The 18,937-nt window shown below is 67.6% G+C and carries 14 protein-coding genes, 1 tRNA gene and 4 pseudogenes; 17 read left to right on the plus strand and 2 right to left on the minus strand.

The window, feature by feature from the left end; genetic code table 11:
* The first annotated feature begins 2 nt into the window (after positions 1-2).
* The 10 genes and pseudogenes from V5B60_RS11535 (at position 3) to V5B60_RS22235 (ending at position 9,932) form a co-directional block, all read left to right on the plus strand.
* Positions 3-878 (plus strand): energy transducer TonB, encoded by an 876-nt coding sequence (locus tag V5B60_RS11535; RefSeq protein ID WP_332347133.1) that lies wholly within the window; start codon positions 3-5, stop codon positions 876-878.
* Entirely contained in the window at positions 875-1,693 is an 819-nt protein-coding gene (aroE, locus tag V5B60_RS11540; protein ID WP_332347134.1) for a shikimate dehydrogenase, read from the plus strand. Before V5B60_RS11535 ends, aroE begins: the two co-directional genes overlap by 4 nt.
* Complete coding sequence (gene mtgA / locus V5B60_RS11545; RefSeq protein ID WP_332347135.1) at positions 1,690-2,382, plus strand: monofunctional biosynthetic peptidoglycan transglycosylase; 693 nt, start codon at positions 1,690-1,692, stop codon at positions 2,380-2,382. The genes aroE and mtgA overlap by 4 nt, the downstream gene beginning before the upstream one ends.
* A gap of 312 nt (positions 2,383-2,694) precedes the next feature.
* Positions 2,695-4,208 (plus strand): annotated as a pseudogene (locus V5B60_RS11550) (N-6 DNA methylase); the annotation flags it as partial.
* 53 nt (positions 4,209-4,261) lie between these two features.
* The gene (locus V5B60_RS11555) at positions 4,262-5,035 is read left to right on the plus strand and encodes a hypothetical protein (RefSeq protein ID WP_332350701.1); all 774 of its coding nucleotides are present in this window, start codon (positions 4,262-4,264) and stop codon (positions 5,033-5,035) included.
* Positions 5,036-5,037: 2 nt separating this feature from the next.
* A complete protein-coding gene (locus V5B60_RS11560; RefSeq protein ID WP_332347136.1) occupies positions 5,038-5,313 on the plus strand; it encodes a hypothetical protein in 276 nt (91 codons plus the stop codon).
* Positions 5,310-5,675, plus strand: a pseudogene (locus tag V5B60_RS22220) (Fic/DOC family N-terminal domain-containing protein); the annotation flags it as partial. The gene V5B60_RS11560 and the pseudogene V5B60_RS22220, both read left to right, overlap by 4 nt.
* Positions 5,676-5,842: 167 nt before the next feature.
* A pseudogene (locus V5B60_RS22225) lies at positions 5,843-5,965 on the plus strand (Fic family protein); the annotation flags it as partial.
* Between the two features lie 148 nt (positions 5,966-6,113).
* Complete coding sequence (locus tag V5B60_RS22230; protein WP_434735389.1) at positions 6,114-6,407, plus strand: hypothetical protein; 294 nt, start codon at positions 6,114-6,116, stop codon at positions 6,405-6,407.
* An 84-nt stretch (positions 6,408-6,491) separates the two neighbouring features.
* A pseudogene (locus V5B60_RS22235) lies at positions 6,492-9,932 on the plus strand (DEAD/DEAH box helicase family protein).
* Positions 9,933-10,077: 145 nt separating this feature from the next.
* On the opposite strand, the gene V5B60_RS11595 reads toward V5B60_RS22235, so the two are convergent.
* The gene (locus V5B60_RS11595; protein WP_332347140.1) at positions 10,078-11,493 is read right to left on the minus strand and encodes a DEAD/DEAH box helicase; all 1,416 of its coding nucleotides are present in this window, start codon (positions 11,491-11,493) and stop codon (positions 10,078-10,080) included.
* Between the two features lie 652 nt (positions 11,494-12,145).
* Between V5B60_RS11595 and V5B60_RS11600 the strand changes: the two genes are divergently transcribed.
* The 4 genes from V5B60_RS11600 to V5B60_RS11615 all read left to right on the plus strand — a co-directional run bounded on the left by V5B60_RS11600 (position 12,146) and on the right by V5B60_RS11615 (position 15,354).
* Positions 12,146-13,564, plus strand: a complete 1,419-nt coding sequence (locus tag V5B60_RS11600; protein ID WP_332347141.1) for a circularly permuted type 2 ATP-grasp protein — start codon at positions 12,146-12,148, stop codon at positions 13,562-13,564.
* An 18-nt stretch (positions 13,565-13,582) separates the two neighbouring features.
* Positions 13,583-14,518: an alpha-E domain-containing protein gene (locus V5B60_RS11605; protein ID WP_332347142.1), complete on the plus strand. Its 936-nt coding sequence runs from the start codon at positions 13,583-13,585 to the stop codon at positions 14,516-14,518.
* 252 nt (positions 14,519-14,770) lie between these two features.
* Positions 14,771-14,845 (plus strand) — tRNA-Val (locus tag V5B60_RS11610).
* Between the two features lie 209 nt (positions 14,846-15,054).
* Complete coding sequence (locus V5B60_RS11615) at positions 15,055-15,354, plus strand: DUF3579 domain-containing protein (protein WP_332347143.1); 300 nt, start codon at positions 15,055-15,057, stop codon at positions 15,352-15,354.
* Between the two features lie 141 nt (positions 15,355-15,495).
* On the opposite strand, the gene ybiB is transcribed toward V5B60_RS11615, so the two are convergent.
* Positions 15,496-16,479: a DNA-binding protein YbiB gene (gene ybiB / locus V5B60_RS11620; protein WP_332347144.1), complete on the minus strand. Its 984-nt coding sequence runs from the start codon at positions 16,477-16,479 to the stop codon at positions 15,496-15,498.
* Between the two features lie 413 nt (positions 16,480-16,892).
* On the opposite strand from ybiB, the gene V5B60_RS11625 reads away from it, so the two are divergent.
* The 3 genes from V5B60_RS11625 to V5B60_RS11635 all read left to right on the plus strand — a co-directional run bounded on the left by V5B60_RS11625 (position 16,893) and on the right by V5B60_RS11635 (position 18,824).
* On the plus strand, positions 16,893-17,915 hold the full coding sequence (locus V5B60_RS11625) for a L,D-transpeptidase (protein ID WP_332347145.1): 1,023 nt from the start codon (positions 16,893-16,895) through the stop codon (positions 17,913-17,915).
* A 128-nt stretch (positions 17,916-18,043) separates the two neighbouring features.
* Positions 18,044-18,247: a hypothetical protein gene (locus V5B60_RS11630; RefSeq protein WP_332347146.1), complete on the plus strand. Its 204-nt coding sequence runs from the start codon at positions 18,044-18,046 to the stop codon at positions 18,245-18,247.
* Positions 18,248-18,341: 94 nt separating this feature from the next.
* A complete protein-coding gene (locus tag V5B60_RS11635; protein WP_332347147.1) occupies positions 18,342-18,824 on the plus strand; it encodes a phasin family protein in 483 nt (160 codons plus the stop codon).
* Positions 18,825-18,937 lie beyond the last annotated feature (113 nt).

An 18,937-nucleotide genomic window follows, 5' to 3' on the forward strand; every position in this document is an offset into this window, starting at 1 on the left:
CGGTGCATCGGTTCGAGCGATGGTCGGCCAACCACCGGTTGGCGCTGGCGGTCGGTTTTTCACTGCTGCTGCATGGCCTGCTGTTGTCGCTGCACTTCCGTTTCCCGGAAGCGTCGCGTGCCGCCCGCGAGCGGGCGCTCGACGTCGTCCTGGTCAATCGTCGTTCGGCGCGCGCACCGGAGGAAGCGACGGTGCAGGCACAGGCCAACCTCGACAATGGCGGCAATACCGAGCACGAGCGCCGGGCGAAGACGCCGATGCCGGCCGCGCCCCGGCAGCAGCACGGTGACGAGCTCGAACACTCGCAGAAGCGGGTGCAGGCGCTCGAGGCGCATCAGCAACGGCTGGCGACGCAGGCACGGAGCCACGATTCGGTGCCGGCGACCGCCGCCCGCGAGGCGCAGCCGGATCCCGTGGCGAACCTCAGTGGCCGTGACCTGGCGCAGAGTGCGCTGGCGATGGCGCGTCTCGAAGGCGAGATCGCCAAGGAACTCGATGAATACAGCAAGCGGCCGCGTAAGCAGTTCATCGGCAGCAGTGCGATGGAATACCGCTTTGCACAGTACTTCGAGGAGTGGCGACAGAAGGTCGAGCGCGTCGGCACGCTCAACTACCCGGCCGAGGCGCGTGGCAAGCTCTACGGCAGCCTCGTCCTGACGGTGACGGTGCGTAGCGACGGCAGCGTCGACTCGGTCGAGATCAACCGCTCTTCCGGCCACCGGATCCTCGACGATGCCGCGCGCCGCATCGTCGTCATGGCCTCGCCGTTTGCCGCCTTTCCGCCGGCCATTCGGCACGATACCGATACCCTGGTGATCACCCGGACGTGGAATTTCACCCAGCGCGACAGTTTGGAGACCAGGGCCGCGAAGCGATGAGCGACCGTTACTGCGTCTTCGGCAATCCGGTGGGGCACAGCAGGTCACCGGCGATCCACGCGGCCTTCGCCGCCGCGTGCCACCAGGATCTGGTCTACGAGGCGATCCTCGCACCCCAGGAAGGCTTTGCCGCTTGCGTGCGCGCCTTCGTCGCCACCGGCGGTCGTGGCGCCAACGTCACCGTACCGTTCAAGCAGGAGGCCTGCCGGCTGGCGACGCGACTGACGCAGCGCGCGCGGCTGGCTGGCGCGGTCAACACCCTGTCCTTCGATGGCGCCGACTGGCTTGGCGACAATACCGACGGTGCTGGGCTGCTGCGTGACCTGACGCACAACCTGGGCTGCCCGATTGCCGGCAGGCGTGTCCTGCTGCTCGGTGCCGGTGGTGCGGCGCGCGGTGTTCTCGGGCCGCTGCTCGACGCGGCGCCGAGCCGACTGCTGATCGCCAACCGCAGCCTGGCGACGGCGAACGAACTGGCCGGGCGGATGGCGGGTGCCGGCAATGTCGGCGCCTGCGCGTACGCGCAACTCGCCGGTGAGTGCTTCGATCTGGTGATCAACGCCACTTCGGCCAGTCTTGCCGGCGACTCCTTGCCTCTGCCGGACGGCCTCTTCGCTCCCGGCAGCCTGGCCTACGACATGATGTACGGGCAGGGGCAGACGCCGTTCCTGCGGCTCACCGGCAGTCTCGGCGCGACGCGGCTGGCGGACGGCCTCGGCATGCTCGTCGAGCAGGCAGCCGAGGCCTTTCATCTCTGGCGTGGCCTCCGGCCGGAGACGGCCCCGGTGCTGGCGATGCTGCGCGACGGCAGATGAAGCTGCTGCTCTGGGCGAAGCGCCTGCTGCTTGCCGGCGTCGCCCTGCTGCTGATCTACCAGTTCTGGTTGTTCGGCTGGGTCCTCTGGTGGAAGTGGAGCAACCCCGATCTCACCCGTTTCATGGAGATCCGCATCGAGGAACTGCGTCGGCAGCAGCCCGAGGCGCAACTCAGGAAGCAATGGGTGCCTTACGACCGCATCTCGCTCCATCTCAAGCGGGCGATCGTCGCCGCCGAGGATGCCCGCTTCGTCGATCACGAAGGCTTCGACTGGGACGGCATCCAGCAGGCGATCGCGAAGAACCAGAAGAAGGGGCGGGTCGTCGCCGGCGGCTCGACGATCTCGCAGCAACTCGCCAAGAACCTCTTCCTGACGCCGGCACGGACGCCGTGGCGCAAGGCCGAGGAAGCCGTCATCACGCTGATGCTCGAAGCGATGTGGAGCAAGGAGCGGATTTTCGAGGTCTACCTCAACGTCATCGAATGGGGCAACGGGGTCTTCGGCGCCGAAGCGGCAGCCCGGCATTACTACGGCGTCGCTGCCGCCCAGCTTTCGCGCGAGCAGGCGGCGCGGCTCGCCGGAATGGTTCCCAGCCCGCGCTTCTACGACCGCAACCGCAACGCGCCGGGGCTGGCGAGGAAGACCGCGATCATTCTCGCCCGGATGCCGTCTGCCGACCTGCCCTGAACCGGGGAATCCGGTCGTCGGTGGTGCGCGCGCTGGCCGGTGATCGGCAAGCCTGCGATACTATCGGCCTTTCGCGGCGGCCACGGCCGTCGTTTCCGCATTCTTCCAGGAGCCATCGCCTCATGAAGCTTCGTACCATTTTCCTGCTGCTCGTCTGCAGCCTCGTCGGCATCTTCGCGGCGATCAACTGGCACGCCTTCACCACCCCGACGACGCTGTCGCTGGCGGTGACCGAGGTGGAAGCGCCGCTCGGGGTGGTCATGCTCGGTATCATCGGTGTCCTGACCGCCGTCTTCCTGGTCTTCGTCGTCTATGTTCAGGCTTCGGCCCTTTTCGACTCGCGCCGTCGGAATCACCGGCAACATCAAGAGCCAGATCGACCAGATCTGGAACGCCTTCTGGTCGGGCGGCATCTCCAACCCGCTGGAGGTCATCGAGCAGATCACCTACCTGCTCTTCCTGCGCCGGCTGGACGACCTGCACACGCTGGAAGAGAACAAGTCCGCCCGGCTCAAGCGGCCGATGGAGCGGCGCGTCTTCCCCGCGGGCAACGACAGCCGCAGGGGCCGCTCCTACGAACGACCTGCGCTGGTCGCGCTTCAAGCACTTCGCGCCGGCGAGATGTACACCGTGGTCGGCGAGCACGTCTTCCCGTTCCTGCGCACGCTCGGCGGCGACGGCTCCACCTACGCGCAGCACATGAAGGACGCGCGCTTCACCATCCCCACGCCGGCGCTGCTGGCCAAGGTGGTGGACCTGCTCGACGCCGTGCCGATGGAGGACCGCGACACCAAGGGCGACGTCTACGAGTACATGCTCGGCAAGATCGCCAGCGCCGGGCAGAACGGCCAGTTCCGCACGCCGCGCCACATCATCCGGCTGATGGTCGAGCTGACCGCGCCGCAGCCCGACCGACGTCATCTGCGACCCGGCCTGCGGCACCGCCGGCTTCCTCGTCGCCGCCGGCGAGGTCCTGCGCGAGCGCCACCCGAAGTCTCCTGCACGACGCGAAGCTGCGCGAGCACTTCCATCACCACATGTTCCACGGCTTCGACTTCGACAACACCATGCTGCGCATCGGCAGCATGAACATGCTGCTGCACGGCGTCGAGAACCCCGACATCCGCTACCGCGACTCGCTGGCGCAGGACCACGCCGGCGAGGAGGAGAAGTACACGCTGCTGCTGGCCAATCCGCCCTTCGCCGGCAGCCTCGACTACGAGAACACCGCCAAGGACCTGCTGCAGATCGTCAAGACGAAGAAGACCGAGCTGCTCTTCCTCGCGCTCTTCCTGCGCCTGCTCAAACCCGGCGGCCGCGCCGCGGTGATCGTCCCCGACGGCGTGCTGTTCGGTTCGAGCAGGCGCACAAGCAACTGCGCCGGATGCTGGTCGAAGACCAGAAGCTCGACGCCGTGGTCAAGCTGCCCGGCGGCGTCTTCAAGCCCTACGCCGGCGTGTCCACCGCGATCCTGCTGTTCACCAAGACCAACTCCGGCGGCACCGACCAGGTCTGGTTCTACGACGTCGCAGGCCGACGGCTGGAGCCTCGACGACAAGCGCACGCCGCTGCTGCGGAAGACAAGCTCGGCCCGTGCCGCGCAGCGCGCTGGCGAAGACGAGCACGGCAAGAACAACCTGCCCGACGTGCTGGCGCGCTGGGCGCAGCGCAATGGCGCCGAGCGCGAACGCCCGCGCACCGCGCAGAGCTTCTGCGTGCCGAAGGCCGACATCGCCGCGCAGGGCTACGACCTCTCGCTCAACCGCTACAAGGAAGTGGTGCACGAGGCGGTCGAGCACCGGGCGCCGAAGGAGATCCTTGCCGATCCAGCTGGCGAAGCTGGAGGAGGAGATTCTTCAGCGGGGGATGAAGGAGTTGGATGATCGGGATGCTCGGAGGCATCGAAGTACATCACGGGCACAAAGTCCCCGAGCAGCGGCGAATTGCGGAGATCCTGGACAAGGCGGACGCGCTGCGGGCCAAGCGCCGCGCCGCACTCGCCCAGCTCGACACCCTCACCCAATCCATCTTCCTCGACATGTTCGGCGACCCGATCGCAAACCCTCGGCAGTTCCCAATTCGTCCGATGATCGAGCTAGTCGATAGTAGGCGGCCGATTAGCTACGGCATCCTAATGCCGGGGCCTGACCAACCTGAAGGTATCAAGTATGTGCGCGTGGTCGATATGCAGGACGGCGGAATCGCGTTGCCCGGCATTCGACGAACGACCGAGGCCATATCAAACGCCTTCCGGCGCTCGCTTCTAAGACGGGGCGATCTCCTGATGTCAATTCGCGGCCACGTTGGACGATTCGCGGTCGTGCCGCCCGAACTCGACGATGCAAACATCACCCAGGATACGGCGCGCCTGGCGATCACTGGCGCAGACCCTGTGTTCGTTCGTGAGTGCCTCCGAACTCAAGGGTTCCAGCGCTGGATGGGTAAACACACCAAGGGCGTCGCAGTTCGTGGGATCAACCTCGGCGACGTCAAGTTGATGCCGGTCATCACGCCCGCCTTGAGCCAGCAGCAAAGGTTCGCTCGGCTTGCCCTTGCCAACGACGAACTGAAGGTTGCCGCGCGTGCCGCGTTGGCCGAACTCGACGCGCTCTTTGCCTCCCTTCAGCACCGAGCCTTCCGGGGAGAGCTATAGCCATGCGAGGCGATTTCATCGGCGTGTGGTCCGAGACTTGGCGTGAGACCTGGCTGCCGCTGATCGACGATGAAAGCGGAGACATCTTCTGCGAGCTGTTCCGCGCGCTCGTCCCGGCGCCGAAGAGCCGGGCGTCGGTTGAAGCGCTGGCGGACATCATCGACAACCCCGTGCAGAGGCGAGAGGCGTTCGAGAAGACGGTTTCGGACGACTTCGCCGGCGAGCGCGCGCTTGTAGCATTTCTTGAAGCGGCTCACTCGGCTCTTGACGCGCGATGAAGCGCTCGCGGACGCCCGCTGCCCCGGCCGTTACGTCAGGTCGCGACAGCGCTGGCGAGCCGTTCCAGGCCTTCGTCCCGGCGCCGCTGCCGCCGCGGCCGCCGCTCGTGGACGCCGGCGCTGCGGCGGCGCTTCGACGCCGTTGGCGCTGGTCGCGCTGGGGGCGGCTCGACGCGGTGACCGCGCTGCTGCCGAACGCGGCGCTGCTGCTCTACAGCTTCGTGCGCAAGGAGGCGGTGCTGTCGTCGCAGATCGAGGGCACGCAGTCTTCGCTCGCCGACCTGCTGCTCTTCGAGATCGACGAGCAGCCGGGCGTGCCGCTGGACGATGCGCGCGAGGTCAGCCGCTACGTGGCGGCGCTGGAGCACGGCCTGGCGCGGCTGCGCGGCGGGCTGCCGCTGTGCAGCCGGCTGCTCTGCGAGATGCACGCGGTGCTGCTCGACCATCCGGGTGGGCGGGGCTCACGCCCGGCGAGTTTCGCCGCTCGCAGGTGTGGATCGGCGGCACGCGGCCGGGCAACGCCGTGTTCGTGCCGCCGCCGGCCGATGCGCTGCCGGAGTGCCTGGCGGCGCTTCGAGCGCTTCCTCAACGACGAGCCCGAGCCGTGCCGCCGCTGGTCAAGGCGGCGCTGGCGCATGTGCAGTTCGAGACCATCCACCCCTTTCTCGACGGCAACGGCCGCATCGGGCGTCTGCTGATCGTGCTGCAGCTGGTGGCCGACGGCGTACTGCGCGAGCCGATGCTCTACCCAGCCTGTTCTTCAAGGAGCATCGGCGCTGTATTACGAGCTGCTGAACGAGGTGCGCCTGCGCGGCGACTGGGAGCGCTGGCTCGACTTCTTCGCCGAGGGCGTGCAGGCGAGCGCCACGCAGGGCGTGTCACGGCGCAGGCGCTGCTGGCGCTGGTGCAACGCCGATCGCGACCGCATCGCCGCGCTGGGCCGCGCCGCAGCGTCGGCACTGGCGGTACACCAGGCGCTGCAGCGCCAGCCGATCGCCACCTCGGCCGCGCTGGTCGGCCACCGGCTGACGCCGGCCACGGTGAACAAGTCGCTGGCGCATCTGGAGCGCCTCGGCGTCGTCGCCGAAGTCTGACGCAACCGGCAGCGCGGCCGCGTGTTCAGCTATCGCAACGTACGTCGAGGAACGAGGGCATGGCCCTCGCCGCGCGCGGCGACGATGAGCCAGTTCTCCTTCCTGCACGTGAGTGGCCGGCCGTGTTCGAGCCGCTGCGCGCGCCGAGGCGGCGGCGCACGCCGACCCGCGCAGCGCCTGCTTCTACGCGCGCCGCGCGCTCGAACTGGCGGTCGCCTGGGCGTACAAGCACGACGCCGCGCTCAAGCTGCCGTACCAGGACAACCTCTCGGCGCTGATCCACGAGCCGAGTTTCAAGCAGGCGGCGGGCGAGGCGGTGTTCAGCAAGGCGCGGGTCATCAACACGCTCGGCAACCGCGCCGTGCACGGCCAGCGCGCGATCCCGCTCGACGACGCGCTGGTCGCCGTGCGCGAGCTGTTCCACGTGGCGTACTGGCTTGCCCGCACCTACGGCCGCGCGGCGCGGCCGGCGCCGGGGCTTGGCCTTCGACGCCGAGCGCGCTGCCGAAGGCGACGCCGGCGCGCGGGCAGACCGCCGAGCAGCTGCAGCAGCTCGAAGCCGGGTCTGCGCGAGCGCGACGAGAAGCTCGCCGCCTTGCTGGCCGACAAGGCACGCTCGACGAGGAGCTGAAGCGCCTGCGCGCCGAGGTGGCGGCGGCGAAGCAGGCCGCGGCGGCGCAGCCCGACACGCACGACTACTCGGAGGCCGAAACCCGCGACTACTTCATCGACCTGCTGCTGAAGGAGGCCGGCTGGCCGCTCGACCAGCCGCGCGACCGGGAATTCGAGGTCAGCGGGCATGCCCAACAACCAGGGCAAGGGCTTCGTCGACTACGTGCTCTGGGGCGACGACGGCAAGCCGCTGGGACTGGTCGAGGCCAAGCGCACGCGGCGCGACGCGCGCGTCGGCCAGCAGCAGGCCAAGCTCTACGCCGACTGCCTGGAGCGCCAGTTCGGCCAGCGCCCGCTGATCTTCTACTCCAACGGCTACGAGCACTGGCTCTGGGACGACACGCGCTACCCGCCGCGCGCCGTGCAGGGTTTCTACAAGAAGGCCGAGCTGGAACTCGCGATCCAGCGGCGCAGTACGCGCAAGCCGCTGGCGGCGGGCGAGATCAACCCCGCCATCGTCGAGCGCTACTACCAGACGCGCGGCATCCGACGCATCGCCGAGGCCTTCGAGCGCGACCACGACCGCAAGGCGCTGGTGGTGATGGCCACCGGCGCCGGCAAGACGCGCACGGTGATCGCGCTTGCGATCTGCTGATGCGCTGCAATTGGGTCAAGCGCGTGCTGTTCCTCGCCGACCGCGTGGCACTGGTCAATCAGGCGGTGAACGCCTTCAAGCGCCACCTGCCCGATGCCTCGCCGGTGAACCTGGTGACCGAGAAGGACGCCGAGGGGCGGGTCTTCGTCTCGACCTATCCGACGATGATGGGGCTGATCGACGAGGTAGCGAACGACCGCGCAGGGCGCGGTGGCGATGGCCAACGCCGCTTCGGCGTCGGGCATTTCGACCTGGTGATCATCGACGAGGCGCACCGCTCGGTCTTCCAGAAGTACCGTGCGATCTTCGACTACTTCGACTCGCTGCTGGTCGGGCTCACGGCCACGCCCAAGGACGAGTGGACCGCAACACCTACAGCCTGTTCGACCTGGAGAACGGCGTGCCGACCGACGCCTATGGCTCGACGAGGCGGTGCGCGACGGCTTCCTCGTGCCGCCGAAGGCCGTGTCGGTGCCGCTGAAGTTCCAGCGCGAGGGGATCAAGTACGACGAGCTGTCCGAAGAGGACAAGGATCAGTGGGACGCGCTGGAGTGGGACGAAGACGGCAACGTCCCCAACCGGGTGGAGGCCGAGGCGGTCAACCAGTGGCTGTTCAACAAGGACACGGTGGACAAGGTCCTGGAACACCTGATGACCCGCGGCCTGACGGTGGCCGGCGGCGACCGGCTGGGCAAGACCATCCTGTTCGCCAAGAACCAGCACCACGCCGAGTTCATCGCCGAGCGCTTCAACGCCAACTACCCGCACTCACAAGGGTGAGTTCGCGCGCGTCATCACGTTCAAGACCGAGTACGCACAGAGCCTGATCGACAACTTCTCGGCCAAGGACAAGGCGCCGCACATCGCCATCTCGGTGGACATGCTCGACACCGGGATCGACATCCCGGAGGTCGTGAACCTGGTCTTCTTCAAGCTGGTGCGCTCGAAGACCAAGTTCTGGCAGATGCTCGGCCGTGGCACGCGACTGTGTCCGGACCTGTTCGGGCCGGGCAGGCACAAGGAGTACTTCTGCGTCTTCGACTACTGCCAGAACCTGGAGTACTTCAGCCAGAACATCCCCGCCACCGAGGGTGCGCTCGGTGAATCGCTCGGCAAGCGGCTGTTCGATGCCCGGCTGGAGCTGATCGGCGAGCTGGACGGGAAGTTGGCCGAAGCCGACCGCCAGACGGCGCGCGAAACACGGGCGCCGCCGCATGGGCACCCGGCATCGGATGACGAGGTGCGCGCGCAGCTCGCAGCGTTGCTGCAAAGGGAAGTGGCCAGCATGAACCTCGACAATTTCATCGTGCGGCCGCGGCGGCGCATCGTCGAGCAGTACGCCATCCCCGAGGCCTGGACTGTGCTGTCGCCAGAAGCGCTCTCGAACCTGTCGCACCAGGTCGCGGGTCTGCCGTCGGAACTCGACCCGGAGAACGAGGAGGCAAAGCGCTTCGACCTGCTGGTACTGAACCTCCAGCTCGCGATGCTGCGATCGGAGCCGGGCTTCGCTCGTTTGCGCGATCAGCTCAAGGCGCTTGCCGGCCTGCTGGAAGAGAAGTCGGCGATCCCGATGGTGCGCGAGCAGATGGTGCTGATCCAGGACGTGCAGACCGACGAGTGGTGGCAGGCCGTGAACGTCCCGACGCTCGAAGGGCATGCGTCGGCGCCTGCGTGATCTGATCAAGCTCATCGAGAAGCGGAAGCGCAAGCCCATCTACACCGACTTCGAGGACGAGATGGGCGTCGGGACGGGGGTCGAGCTACCCGGCTTCGGCCACGGCACCGACGATGCGAAGTTCCGCGCCAAGGCGCGGGCCTTCCTGCGGGCACATCAGGACCACGTCGCGATCCACAAGCTGCGGATGAACAAGGCGTTGACGGTGGCCGATCTTGCGGAGCTCGAGCGCATGCTCGGCGAGAGCGGCGTGGGTGCTGCGGCGGATCTCCGACGCGCCGTCGAGGAGTCGCACGGTCTGGGGCTCTTCGTACGCTCGCTGGTCGGACTCGACCGCCAGGCTGCGAAGGAGTGCCTGGCCGGATTTCTCGTCGGCAAGTCACTCGGTGCCAACCAGATCGAGTTCGTGAACCTGGTCGTCAACCACCTCACCGAACACGGCGTGCTGGACGCCGCGATGCTTTACGAGTCGCCGTTCACCGACCTGACTGCGCACGGGCCGGATGGACTCTTCGACTCCCCGCAGGTGGACGAGCTGCTGGCGGCGATCGAAAGGGTGCGGCGGACGGCAATGGCAGCTTGAGCGTGCCGGCTGCGGGTGACCGCGGTGATGCCCGCACCGGGTCGCGCGTCTACGGACAGGGGGGCGTGCCCGTCACAGTTCTCCGTGCGCCGGGCCCAGGACGGCAGTTTCCCCGTCCTGGGCCCGGCCGCGGCCCAGCGTGTGCTCAGCGACTGCCGGCCGAGCTTCGATGCCTCGCGTTGCCGGCCGGCTTGCCTTGCGTCGGATCGCGGTGGGCAGAGCGCGGCAGACCGGCGCGCCAGTTTGCCGCCGCCTTGTCCGGGCGCTGGTCGGCGTGCCCGGCATTCCGCCTGTCGGCCGCCGGCCCCGCCGGACGGCCCTGCGGGCGGGGCTTCGCCGCCTGCGGGCGGCGCGTCGGCTCGTGCCCGGCGACGATCTCGACCGGGATGCTCTGCCGCGTGAACCGCTCGATCCGTCTGAGGTTGAACTGCTCGGCGTGATGCACCAGCGAGATCGCCAGACCGCTGCGGCCGGCGCGTCCGGTGCGGCCGATGCGGTGCACGTAGTCCTCGGCGGCCTTCGGCAGGTCGTAGTTGAAGACGTGCGTGATCGTCGGCACGTCGAGGCCGCGCGCGGCGACGTCGGTGGCGACGAGGATTCGCACTTGGCCACGCCGCATCGCGGCCAGGGTCCGGTTGCGCGCACCCTGGTGCATGTCGCCGTGCAGAGCCGCCGCATTCAGGCCGGCGATGTTGAGGCGATCGCTGACGCTGTCCGCATCGCGCTTGGTCGCGGTGAAGACGAGCGCCTGGTCGATCGACGCATCGCGCAGCAGGTGGTCGAGCAGGCGGTTCTTGTGCGCCAGATCGTCGACGAAGTGCATCCGCTGCTCGATGTTCCCGTGTCGGGCCGACGGCGCGTCGACCTCGATGCGCAACGCGTCGTGTGTGATGCGCTGGGCCATTGCGCCGACCGTGCCGTCGAGTGTCGCCGAGAAGAGCATCGTCTGACGGGATGCGGGCGTTGCCTCGACGATTCGCTCGATGTCGTCGATGAATCCCATGTCGAGCATGCGGTCGGCTTCGTCGAGAACCAGCATCTGCAGTTGCGCGAAATCGATCCGGCCCGAGCCCATGTGGTCGATCAGGCGGCCTGGCGTGGCCACCAGGATCTCCGGGTTGCGAGCGAGCAATTCCAGCTGCTTCGGGTAGGGCATGCCGCCGAGGATGGCGACGGCCCGCACCTGGTGCATGCGGCGAGCGTACTTCTCGCTGGCGGCAGTGACCTGCAGGGCGAGTTCGCGCGTCGGCGTGAGGACCAGCATTCGTGGCCGTGCGGGCTGCCAGCGTTGCTGCTCACGGCCGCGCGGTGGCGTCCGGCCGCCTTGCCGGTTGGCCTTGGGCGCCGCCGTCGCCGGCCGCTCCTGCAGCGAGAGCCGGTGCAGGGCAGGCAGCATGAAGGCGGCGGTCTTGCCGGAACCGGTCTGCGCACAGGTGATCAGGTCGCGGCCGGCGATGGCGGCGGGGATGGCTTGCGCCTGTACCGGGGTCGGCACGGTGTAGCCGGAATCGGCGAGTGCTGCGAGGAGGGCGGGGTTGAGCCCGAGTTCTGAAAAGCTCATGTCGTCTTTCGTGTGGGTGCGCAGCCCATCGCCACCCAGTGGGCGCGGGATGCGGATGAAGCAGGAGGGGCAACGCCAACCAACGAAAGGCTGCGAGACAGACTCTGTCGAATCGACGGGATCCGGCGCCCGTCGGCATTGCAGCCTGGTGCCGGGAAGGCGGGCTGTGATCGACACCAGAGGGCAGGGGGCTTGAGACTTACGGCCAGGTTCGCGATGCTCGGGGCGCTCGGCAGTTCCACTGCCGAGCGCGGCGCGCAGTATAGCACTGCCGCCGGCGCCATGGCGGTTTCGGAAGGGGCATCGTCGCGCTGCTGGCTACTGGTGGTGGCCAAGCGGCAAACGCCGGCCGATGCCGTTGGCAGCAAGGGTCGTCAGTGCCGGGTGGCCGGCAAGCGGCATGGGCGGCGACGCGGGCGGACGCGTCGCCGCCGTTTCGATCCGGGCGTCGCCGCGGCTGCCGGCTGGCGAGACCGTGGCCGGTACGGCCCCTGCTGCGATGCACCGAAAGCGTGCGCCCTGCCGCGTTGGCGCACCATCCGCTTGCGTTGGCCGCCGGGAGGCGGCATGCTGTTATCGGCTGGCACGGCCTGATCCGGGCTGGCACATTTCCTGCTTGAGCACGGCAAGTCCTATTGTCGCGGTGAGCCTCATGAGCACAGCGTTTTACAACGAGATGTACGATTCCGACGCCGGCCTGCGGCCGCACTATCGCGCCTTTGCCGAGTGGCTGACCGCCATGCCGGCCGAGCGGCTCGAGCGCAAGCGCGCCGAGGCAGACACGGCTTTCCATCGCGTCGGCATCACCTTTGCGGTATACGGCGAGGAAGCGGGCACCGAACGCCTCATCCCCTTCGACATCATTCCGCGCATCATCCCGGCGGCCGAGTGGGCGCAGCTCGAGGCAGGCCTGCGGCAACGGGTGCAGGCGCTGAACGCCTTCCTGCACGACATCTACCACGAGCAGGCGATTCTCAAGGCCGGTTGCGTTCCCGCGGAGCAGGTGCTGAACAACGCGCAGTTTCGCCGCGAGATGATCGGAGTGGACGTTCCCTCCGGGATCTATGCGCACATCGCCGGCGTCGACATCGTCCGCGCGGGCGCCGGTGAGTCTTACGTCCTGGAAGACAACCTGCGGGTGCCCTCGGGGGTGTCGTACATGATCGAGGACCGCAAGATGATGATGCGGCTCTTCCCCGAGCTCTTCTCCCGGCACATGATCGCGCCGGTCCAGCACTACCCGGACCTGTTGCTCGACAACCTGCGCACGGTGGCGCCAAAGGGCGTCGCCAATCCGACGGTCGTCCTGCTGACACCAGGAGCCTACAACAGCGCCTACTTCGAGCACACCTTCCTGGCGCAGCAGATGGGAATCGAACTCGTCGAGGGGCGGGACCTGTTCGTTCGCGACGAGACGGTGTTCATGCGCACGACGCAGGGGCCGCAGCGGGTCGATGTGATCTATCGCCGTCTCGACGACGACTTTCTCGATCCACTGGTATTCAACAAGGACTCGATGCTCGGTGTTCCCGGTCTGCTGTCGGCGTACCGCGCCGGGCACGTCACCCTGGCGAATGCCATCGGCACCGGCGTTGCCGATGACAAGTCGGTCTATCCCTACGTTCCCGAGATGATTCGCTTCTATCTCGGCGAGGAGCCGCAGCTGAACAACGTGCCGACCTGGATGCTGCGCAAGCCGGAAGACCTGCGCTACGTTCTGGCACACCTGCCGGAACTGGTGGTCAAGGAGGTGCATGGCGCCGGCGGTTACGGCATGCTCGTCGGGCCGGCGGCGAGCCGGGCGGAGATCGAGGCGTTTCGTGCCCGCATCATCGCCGCTCCCGAGAAGTACATCGCGCAGCCGACGCTGGCGCTTTCGAACTGCCCGACCTTCGTCGACTCCGGCATCGCGCCGCGCCACCTCGACCTGCGCCCATTCGTCCTTTCCGGCAAGCGCGGTGTCGGCATGGTGCCGGGCGGCCTGACCCGGGTGGCGCTGCGCGCTGGTTCGCTGGTGGTCAACTCGTCGCAGGGCGGGGGAACCAAGGACACCTGGGTGCTGGAGAACTGAGATGGACGGAGGATCGAGATGCTGAGTCGAACGGCGGACCACCTGTACTGGCTGGCGCGCTATACCGAAAGGGCCGAGAATCTGGCACGACTGCTCGACGTCTCGTACCAGATGTCGCTGGTTCCGCAGTCGACCGCTGCGCAGAACGAGAACTGGCGCGCGATTCTTGCCCTGAACAGCCTCGAGTCGGCTTTCGCCGGGAGCTATCCGGCGGTCAATGTCGACAACGTGTTGCGATTCATGGTCGCCGACGCGACGAATCCGTCTTCGATCTACAGTTGCCTGCGCGCCGCGCGCGAGAACGCGCATGCCGTGCGCGGGACGCTGACGGCGGAAATGTGGGAGAGCATCAACGCCACCTGGATCGAAGTGCGCCAGCAGACCTTCGAGCAGATCCTCGCGCGCGGCATCAGCGAGTTCTTCGACTGGGTCAAGCTGCGTTCGGCGGTGACGCGCGGCGTCACCTTCGGCACCATGCTCAAGGACGATGCACTGCACTTCATCCGCCTGGGAGGCCTGCTCGAACGCGGTGACAACACGGCACGGATTCTCGACATGCAGTACCACATCCTTCGCCAGAGCGACGACGAGGGGGCCAGCGACTTCTATCGCTGGGGTGCGCTGCTGCGCTCGCTGTCGGCATTCCAGGTGTATCGCAAGGTATACCGCGATGCGATCACGCCCGCCCGGGTCGCCGAGTTGCTGATCCTGCGCATGGACCTGCCGCGCTCGCTGCACGCCTGCGCCGACGGGATCGTCCGCATGCTGCAGCTGATCGCCAACGACGCTTCGGCCGAGACCCAGCGCCAGGCGGGCGTGCTGCATGCCCGGCTGCATTTCGCCCGCATCGATGATGTGTTTGCAGGCGGTCTGCACGAATACCTGACCGACTTCATGGATCGCATCTACGAGCTCGGTGACGGCATCAGCCACGACTTCCTGATTGCTGCCTGAGGCGTGCCGGGCGCTGCCACGAGGCTGGCCGTGGTCGGCAGCGGCTTTGCCGCTGGCAACCGCCCCTTGTTCTGCGCCCCCGGCTGCTTGCCGCGTGCAGCTGCATTGACCGGCAAGGTGACTTGTGCTCTAATCGCGCCTCCGTCGCCGGCGCGAGTGCCGCAGAGCCTGCGGCCGGCGCCGCGCTCAGGTCGACGGGCAGACGGCAGCCGAGCGGCGATGTCTCCTCGCGCCGCGGGACTGCAGACGGTTGGGCGATTAACTCAGCGGTAGAGTGCCACCTTCACACGGTGGAAGTCAGTGGTTCGAACCCACTATCGCCCACCATTCGCAGACGGCTTGCATTGCGCAACGAACGCCGACCGTGGGAGGGGCGCCGTGATCGTGGCGTTGCTGGCCCGGAGCTCCAGTCAGCGCATGAGCCGGCAGCTTGCCAGTCTTTCTGTTAGAATCGCTGCCACAGCCGCACAGGCAGGTGGGCAACGAGCTGCTGCAGGAGCATTCCCCGGTCCTCTTCGCCACGACATCACCGAGACATGAGCACGACGCCGCATTCCTCCTTCATCATCGTCGGTCTGACCACTGGCGGCAGGAAGTTTCGTCCGAGCGACTGGGCCGAAAGGCTGTGTGGCGTCCTCTCGGTCTTTGGCGCCGAGAAGAGGATGCGCTATTCGCCCTACGTCGGTCCGCGGACCTACAAGGGAGAGAAGGCGGTTCATGTCGATGGGCGATTGTACGAAATAGAGCCGATGGCTTACCGTTTCGTTCTTCACTTCGCCGAGGACAACGATCTGCAGTTGATCCGCGAGGTCGCAGCGCCTGACACGCCGGGCTAGGCTGCGCGGGGGATCGCCGGTGTCTCGCCGGCCCTGCCTGGTCCGGTGACCGTGGCGAAGGGGTCGATGCATGCGGGTCAGGGTTGCGATGCCGTTGCGGCGACGCGGCGCACACATCGCCAGAAGCTGGGCGATGATCGCTCAGACCAGCGACAGCCGGTTGCCATCCACGGCCACCAGCGCCTTCGCCTGATTGAGGTCGGTGGCCCGGCCGCAGGCGTACAGGCAACAGGCCAGCTGGTTGGCGATCGGCAGCGGCAGCGGCAGCTCGCCGACCAGGACGCGGCGCATCCAGTCGACCGTTTCCCGCGCCGCCGGACTGACCGGCAGTTGCGGCAGGTTTCTCAGGCTGTCGTGTTCCGCCTCGAAGAGGATCGCGCTCTCCCCATCATGTACATGCTCGATCGCCGGACGGCGTTTCGGGTTGGCGAAGGGCTCACCCTCGGTGCCGCGCAGCAGAAGGGCGTTGGCGCCGACCGCGCGGAGCACGGCGCGCATGCTGTCGAGGTAGTCGGGGTGCGTCGCCGCAGCCAGGAGCAGTGAGTCGCCCTGAAAGGGGTCGAGCATCTTGACCAGGCTGTGGGCGCTGTTGCGCAGGCCGAGCCGATCGCGCAGGGCCAGCTGCGATGCCAGAGCGGGCGCAAGCTGCGGCAGCGGCAGGTAGGCGAGGCCGTTGTCGTCGATGCGCTCCTGCGCGTCGCGCAAGCTGTCACACGGCGCCAGTCCGTACTCACAGAACACCTGCTCACTGGTGACGCGTCCGTAGTCCTGGCTCAGGCCGTGCACCAGAACCGGCACGCCGTGACGGCGCAGGAGCAGCGCCAGCAGCGGCGTCAGGTTGGCACCACGGCGGGCGCCGTTGTAGCTCGGGATGACGACCGGCCGGGCGCGGCCACGCGGTCGCTGCAGGGTCGGCAGCCGTTCATTGGCGGCGGTGAGAAAGCCGACCATCTCGTCGACCGACTCGGTCTTCATGCGCAGCGCGATCGCGATCGCACCGAGTTCGAGATCGGCAACCATGCCGTCGAGCATCGCCCCATAGAGCTGCCGTGCCTCGTTTCCCGACAGGTCGCGCGCGCCGGTCGCGCCGCGGCCGATTTCCCTGATCAAGAGCGCCAAGTCCATTGTCCCCCCTCCCGTTGTCGTCACAGCGTGCCGCCGTCACCCATCCGATTCCGCGGCGCCGGCAGCAGCGGCCGTCCAGCCTGTTGCGGTCGGCAACCGCCACCCCGCGCCGGCCGCCAATCGCCGCGTCAGCCCGCATCGTACCTCACAGCCGACGGCAGCACTTGCCGCAGCTGCCGTCTTCACACCACACTTCCCGGAAGTCCAAGCAACAGCCGTGCCATCAATCGTGGTAGGGTGACGATCCGGGCAAGCGGGGGGTGCAGCAGCACCCACGGCTCGCGCGTGCCCTCTGTCGGAGGAACCCATCCCGGCCGGGGTTGTCGATGGCCGGGCGAGAATGCACGGTTGGCACTCCCGGGCGGTGTGCCCGGCAGTATGGGGCCACAACAAATGAAGGATTGGACGAGCAGATGACGAAACTTTACATGATGGCGGTCGCCCTGTTCTTCGGCTTGGCCGGCAGCCTCCAGGCAGAGCGCACACCTTTCTGGGGAGCCAGGGAGCCCGTGCCGTTCGAGACCCCGGCCGACCAGTTGCGCAACGGGGAATTCACGTGGGCGCCGCAACTCGCACCGGCTGGACCGATCCTGGTGCTGGTCAGCCTCGAAGAGCAGCGCGCCTACACCTACCGCAATGGCCTGCTGATCGGCGTTGCCTCGGTCAGTACCGGGAAGCCCGGCTACGAGACTCCGAGCGGCGTCTTCCAGACCTTCCTCAAGGACAAGGATCACCATTCCACGAAGTACCACAACGCCGCCATGCCCTACACGCAGAAGTTCACCCAGGACGGGGTGGCGCTGCATGCCGGTGGCGTTCCCGGATATCCGGAATCGCACGGCTGCGTGCATCTGCCGAGCGAGTTTGCTCGCCTTCTCTTCGACGCCGCACCGAAGGGGATGACGGTGGTGATCGCCAAGGCCGGCTCGGCGCCGGAGGAGTTCCGGCATCCGGCCTTCCTCAGTCCGCTCACCGAGGCCGGGAGTCGGGCGGAGCATCGCCGCCTGCCGGTGGCCACAGGCCATCGCTGGGAGCCGGAGAAGTCGCCGTCGGGCCCGCTGTCGATCCTCCTGAGCCGCTACGACGAGCGCATCCTGGTGTTGCGCAGCGGCGTCGAGATCGGCCGTGCCAAGGCGGCATTCCGCAAGCCGCAGCAGCCCGTTGGCAGCCACGTCTTCGTCGCCAAGGAAGGCGCACAATCCGGCGGGCTGTTGCAGCATCGGTGGGTTGGCGTCGCTCTGGTCGGGCACATGGGCGATGCCGACAGACGGCCGGACCCCAGGGTGGTGGACGAGGTCACGATTCCGGCCGATTTCCAGGCGCTTCTGGCAGCCGAGATCCGGCCCGGAACGACGCTGATGGTGACCGATGCACCGGTGCTCGAGCACACGACGGGGCTCGACTTGGCGGTCCTGAGTTCCTTCCCCGATCACTGATCTGACTGTAGCGGCAGCGCCTGCGCCCGTTGCTGCAGGCGACTGCCGCCGTCGATGGCAGAGCACTCGACGCCTGCGTAGCTACCGCTGATCGTCGCCCGCCGTTGGCCATTGCCTCGTGGCGACGAATGCGTGGCTTGAGGCAGGTGCAGGTGCGCAACGGCACTCTGGCGAGTCCACCGGTCAACCCGCGCAGATGCTGGGACTGGTGGGGCCAGTACTACACGCACGCGGGGTATCATACACAGGCCGGCAAGCAGATCCGGGCGGTGGCCCAGATGATCAACATCCTTGCCGGCGGGCGTGAGCTGCTGCCGGTGCCGACCAGGTGAGGGCGGTGCGCAGGCAGTCATGCGACGCGAACGGTGGCTGCCGGTAGCGCATGGCAGCCAATCTCCGGGTGTTCACCAGAGTGGGAGAACGAGCATGATCGACGTGTCGAAACAAATGGGCGACTGGCTGCAGGGCCTGAGCAGCCTGGATCCGAGCAAGGCCAGCGAGCAGTTGCTGAACGCGCTTGCGCGGCTCGAGGTTCCGGGCCTCAACATGGACGCGCTGCTGGCGAGCCAGCGCGACAATCTCGAGGCGCTGAACGCTGCCAACCGCGCTGCGATGGAAGGAGTCAAGGCGGTCGGCGAGTGGCAGTTGAAGATCCTGCAGGAAACCGTCCAGGGAATGACGACAGCCGTCGGTGGCCTCGCCAAGGCCGGCTCGCCGCAGCAGCTCGTCGCAGCCGAAACCGAGCTGGCGAAGAAGGCCTTCGAAACGGGGGTCAGCAAGATGCGCGAGCTGGCCGAGATCGTCGCCAAGGCCAATCAGCAGGCCACCGACGCGATCGTCAACCGCGTTCCGGCCAGCCTCGACGAGATCCGTGACGTCCTGAAGCTGCCGCCACCGCCCGGCGCCTGAGTCGGCGCCCAGCGCGGCGCCGGCGGCCGGGCGTCGGCCAAGCTCCTCCCCGTTGCGGCGTCGCCTGCCCGCAGCGGGGCGTAGGCGAGAGGTGTGCGGCTGCCGCGCTTTTC

The organism is Accumulibacter sp., assembly GCF_036625195.1.
GTDB lineage: Bacteria > Pseudomonadota > Gammaproteobacteria > Burkholderiales > Rhodocyclaceae > Accumulibacter.

Coding starts and splice junctions, on each gene's coding strand:
- V5B60_RS11595 (WP_332347140.1), bottom strand. CDS start 11,493: ATGAGCTTTTCAGAACTCGGGCTCAACCCCGCCCTCCTCGCAGCACTC.
- V5B60_RS11630 (WP_332347146.1), top strand. CDS start 18,044: ATGCGTGGCTTGAGGCAGGTGCAGGTGCGCAACGGCACTCTGGCGAGT.
- V5B60_RS11615 (WP_332347143.1), top strand. CDS start 15,055: ATGAGCACGACGCCGCATTCCTCCTTCATCATCGTCGGTCTGACCACT.
- V5B60_RS11555 (WP_332350701.1), top strand. CDS start 4,262: ATGATCGGGATGCTCGGAGGCATCGAAGTACATCACGGGCACAAAGTC.
- V5B60_RS11625 (WP_332347145.1), top strand. CDS start 16,893: ATGACGAAACTTTACATGATGGCGGTCGCCCTGTTCTTCGGCTTGGCC.
- V5B60_RS11600 (WP_332347141.1), top strand. CDS start 12,146: ATGAGCACAGCGTTTTACAACGAGATGTACGATTCCGACGCCGGCCTG.
- V5B60_RS11605 (WP_332347142.1), top strand. CDS start 13,583: ATGCTGAGTCGAACGGCGGACCACCTGTACTGGCTGGCGCGCTATACC.
- V5B60_RS11560 (WP_332347136.1), top strand. CDS start 5,038: ATGCGAGGCGATTTCATCGGCGTGTGGTCCGAGACTTGGCGTGAGACC.
- ybiB (WP_332347144.1), bottom strand. CDS start 16,479: ATGGACTTGGCGCTCTTGATCAGGGAAATCGGCCGCGGCGCGACCGGC.
- V5B60_RS11635 (WP_332347147.1), top strand. CDS start 18,342: ATGATCGACGTGTCGAAACAAATGGGCGACTGGCTGCAGGGCCTGAGC.
- mtgA (WP_332347135.1), top strand. CDS start 1,690: ATGAAGCTGCTGCTCTGGGCGAAGCGCCTGCTGCTTGCCGGCGTCGCC.
- aroE (WP_332347134.1), top strand. CDS start 875: ATGAGCGACCGTTACTGCGTCTTCGGCAATCCGGTGGGGCACAGCAGG.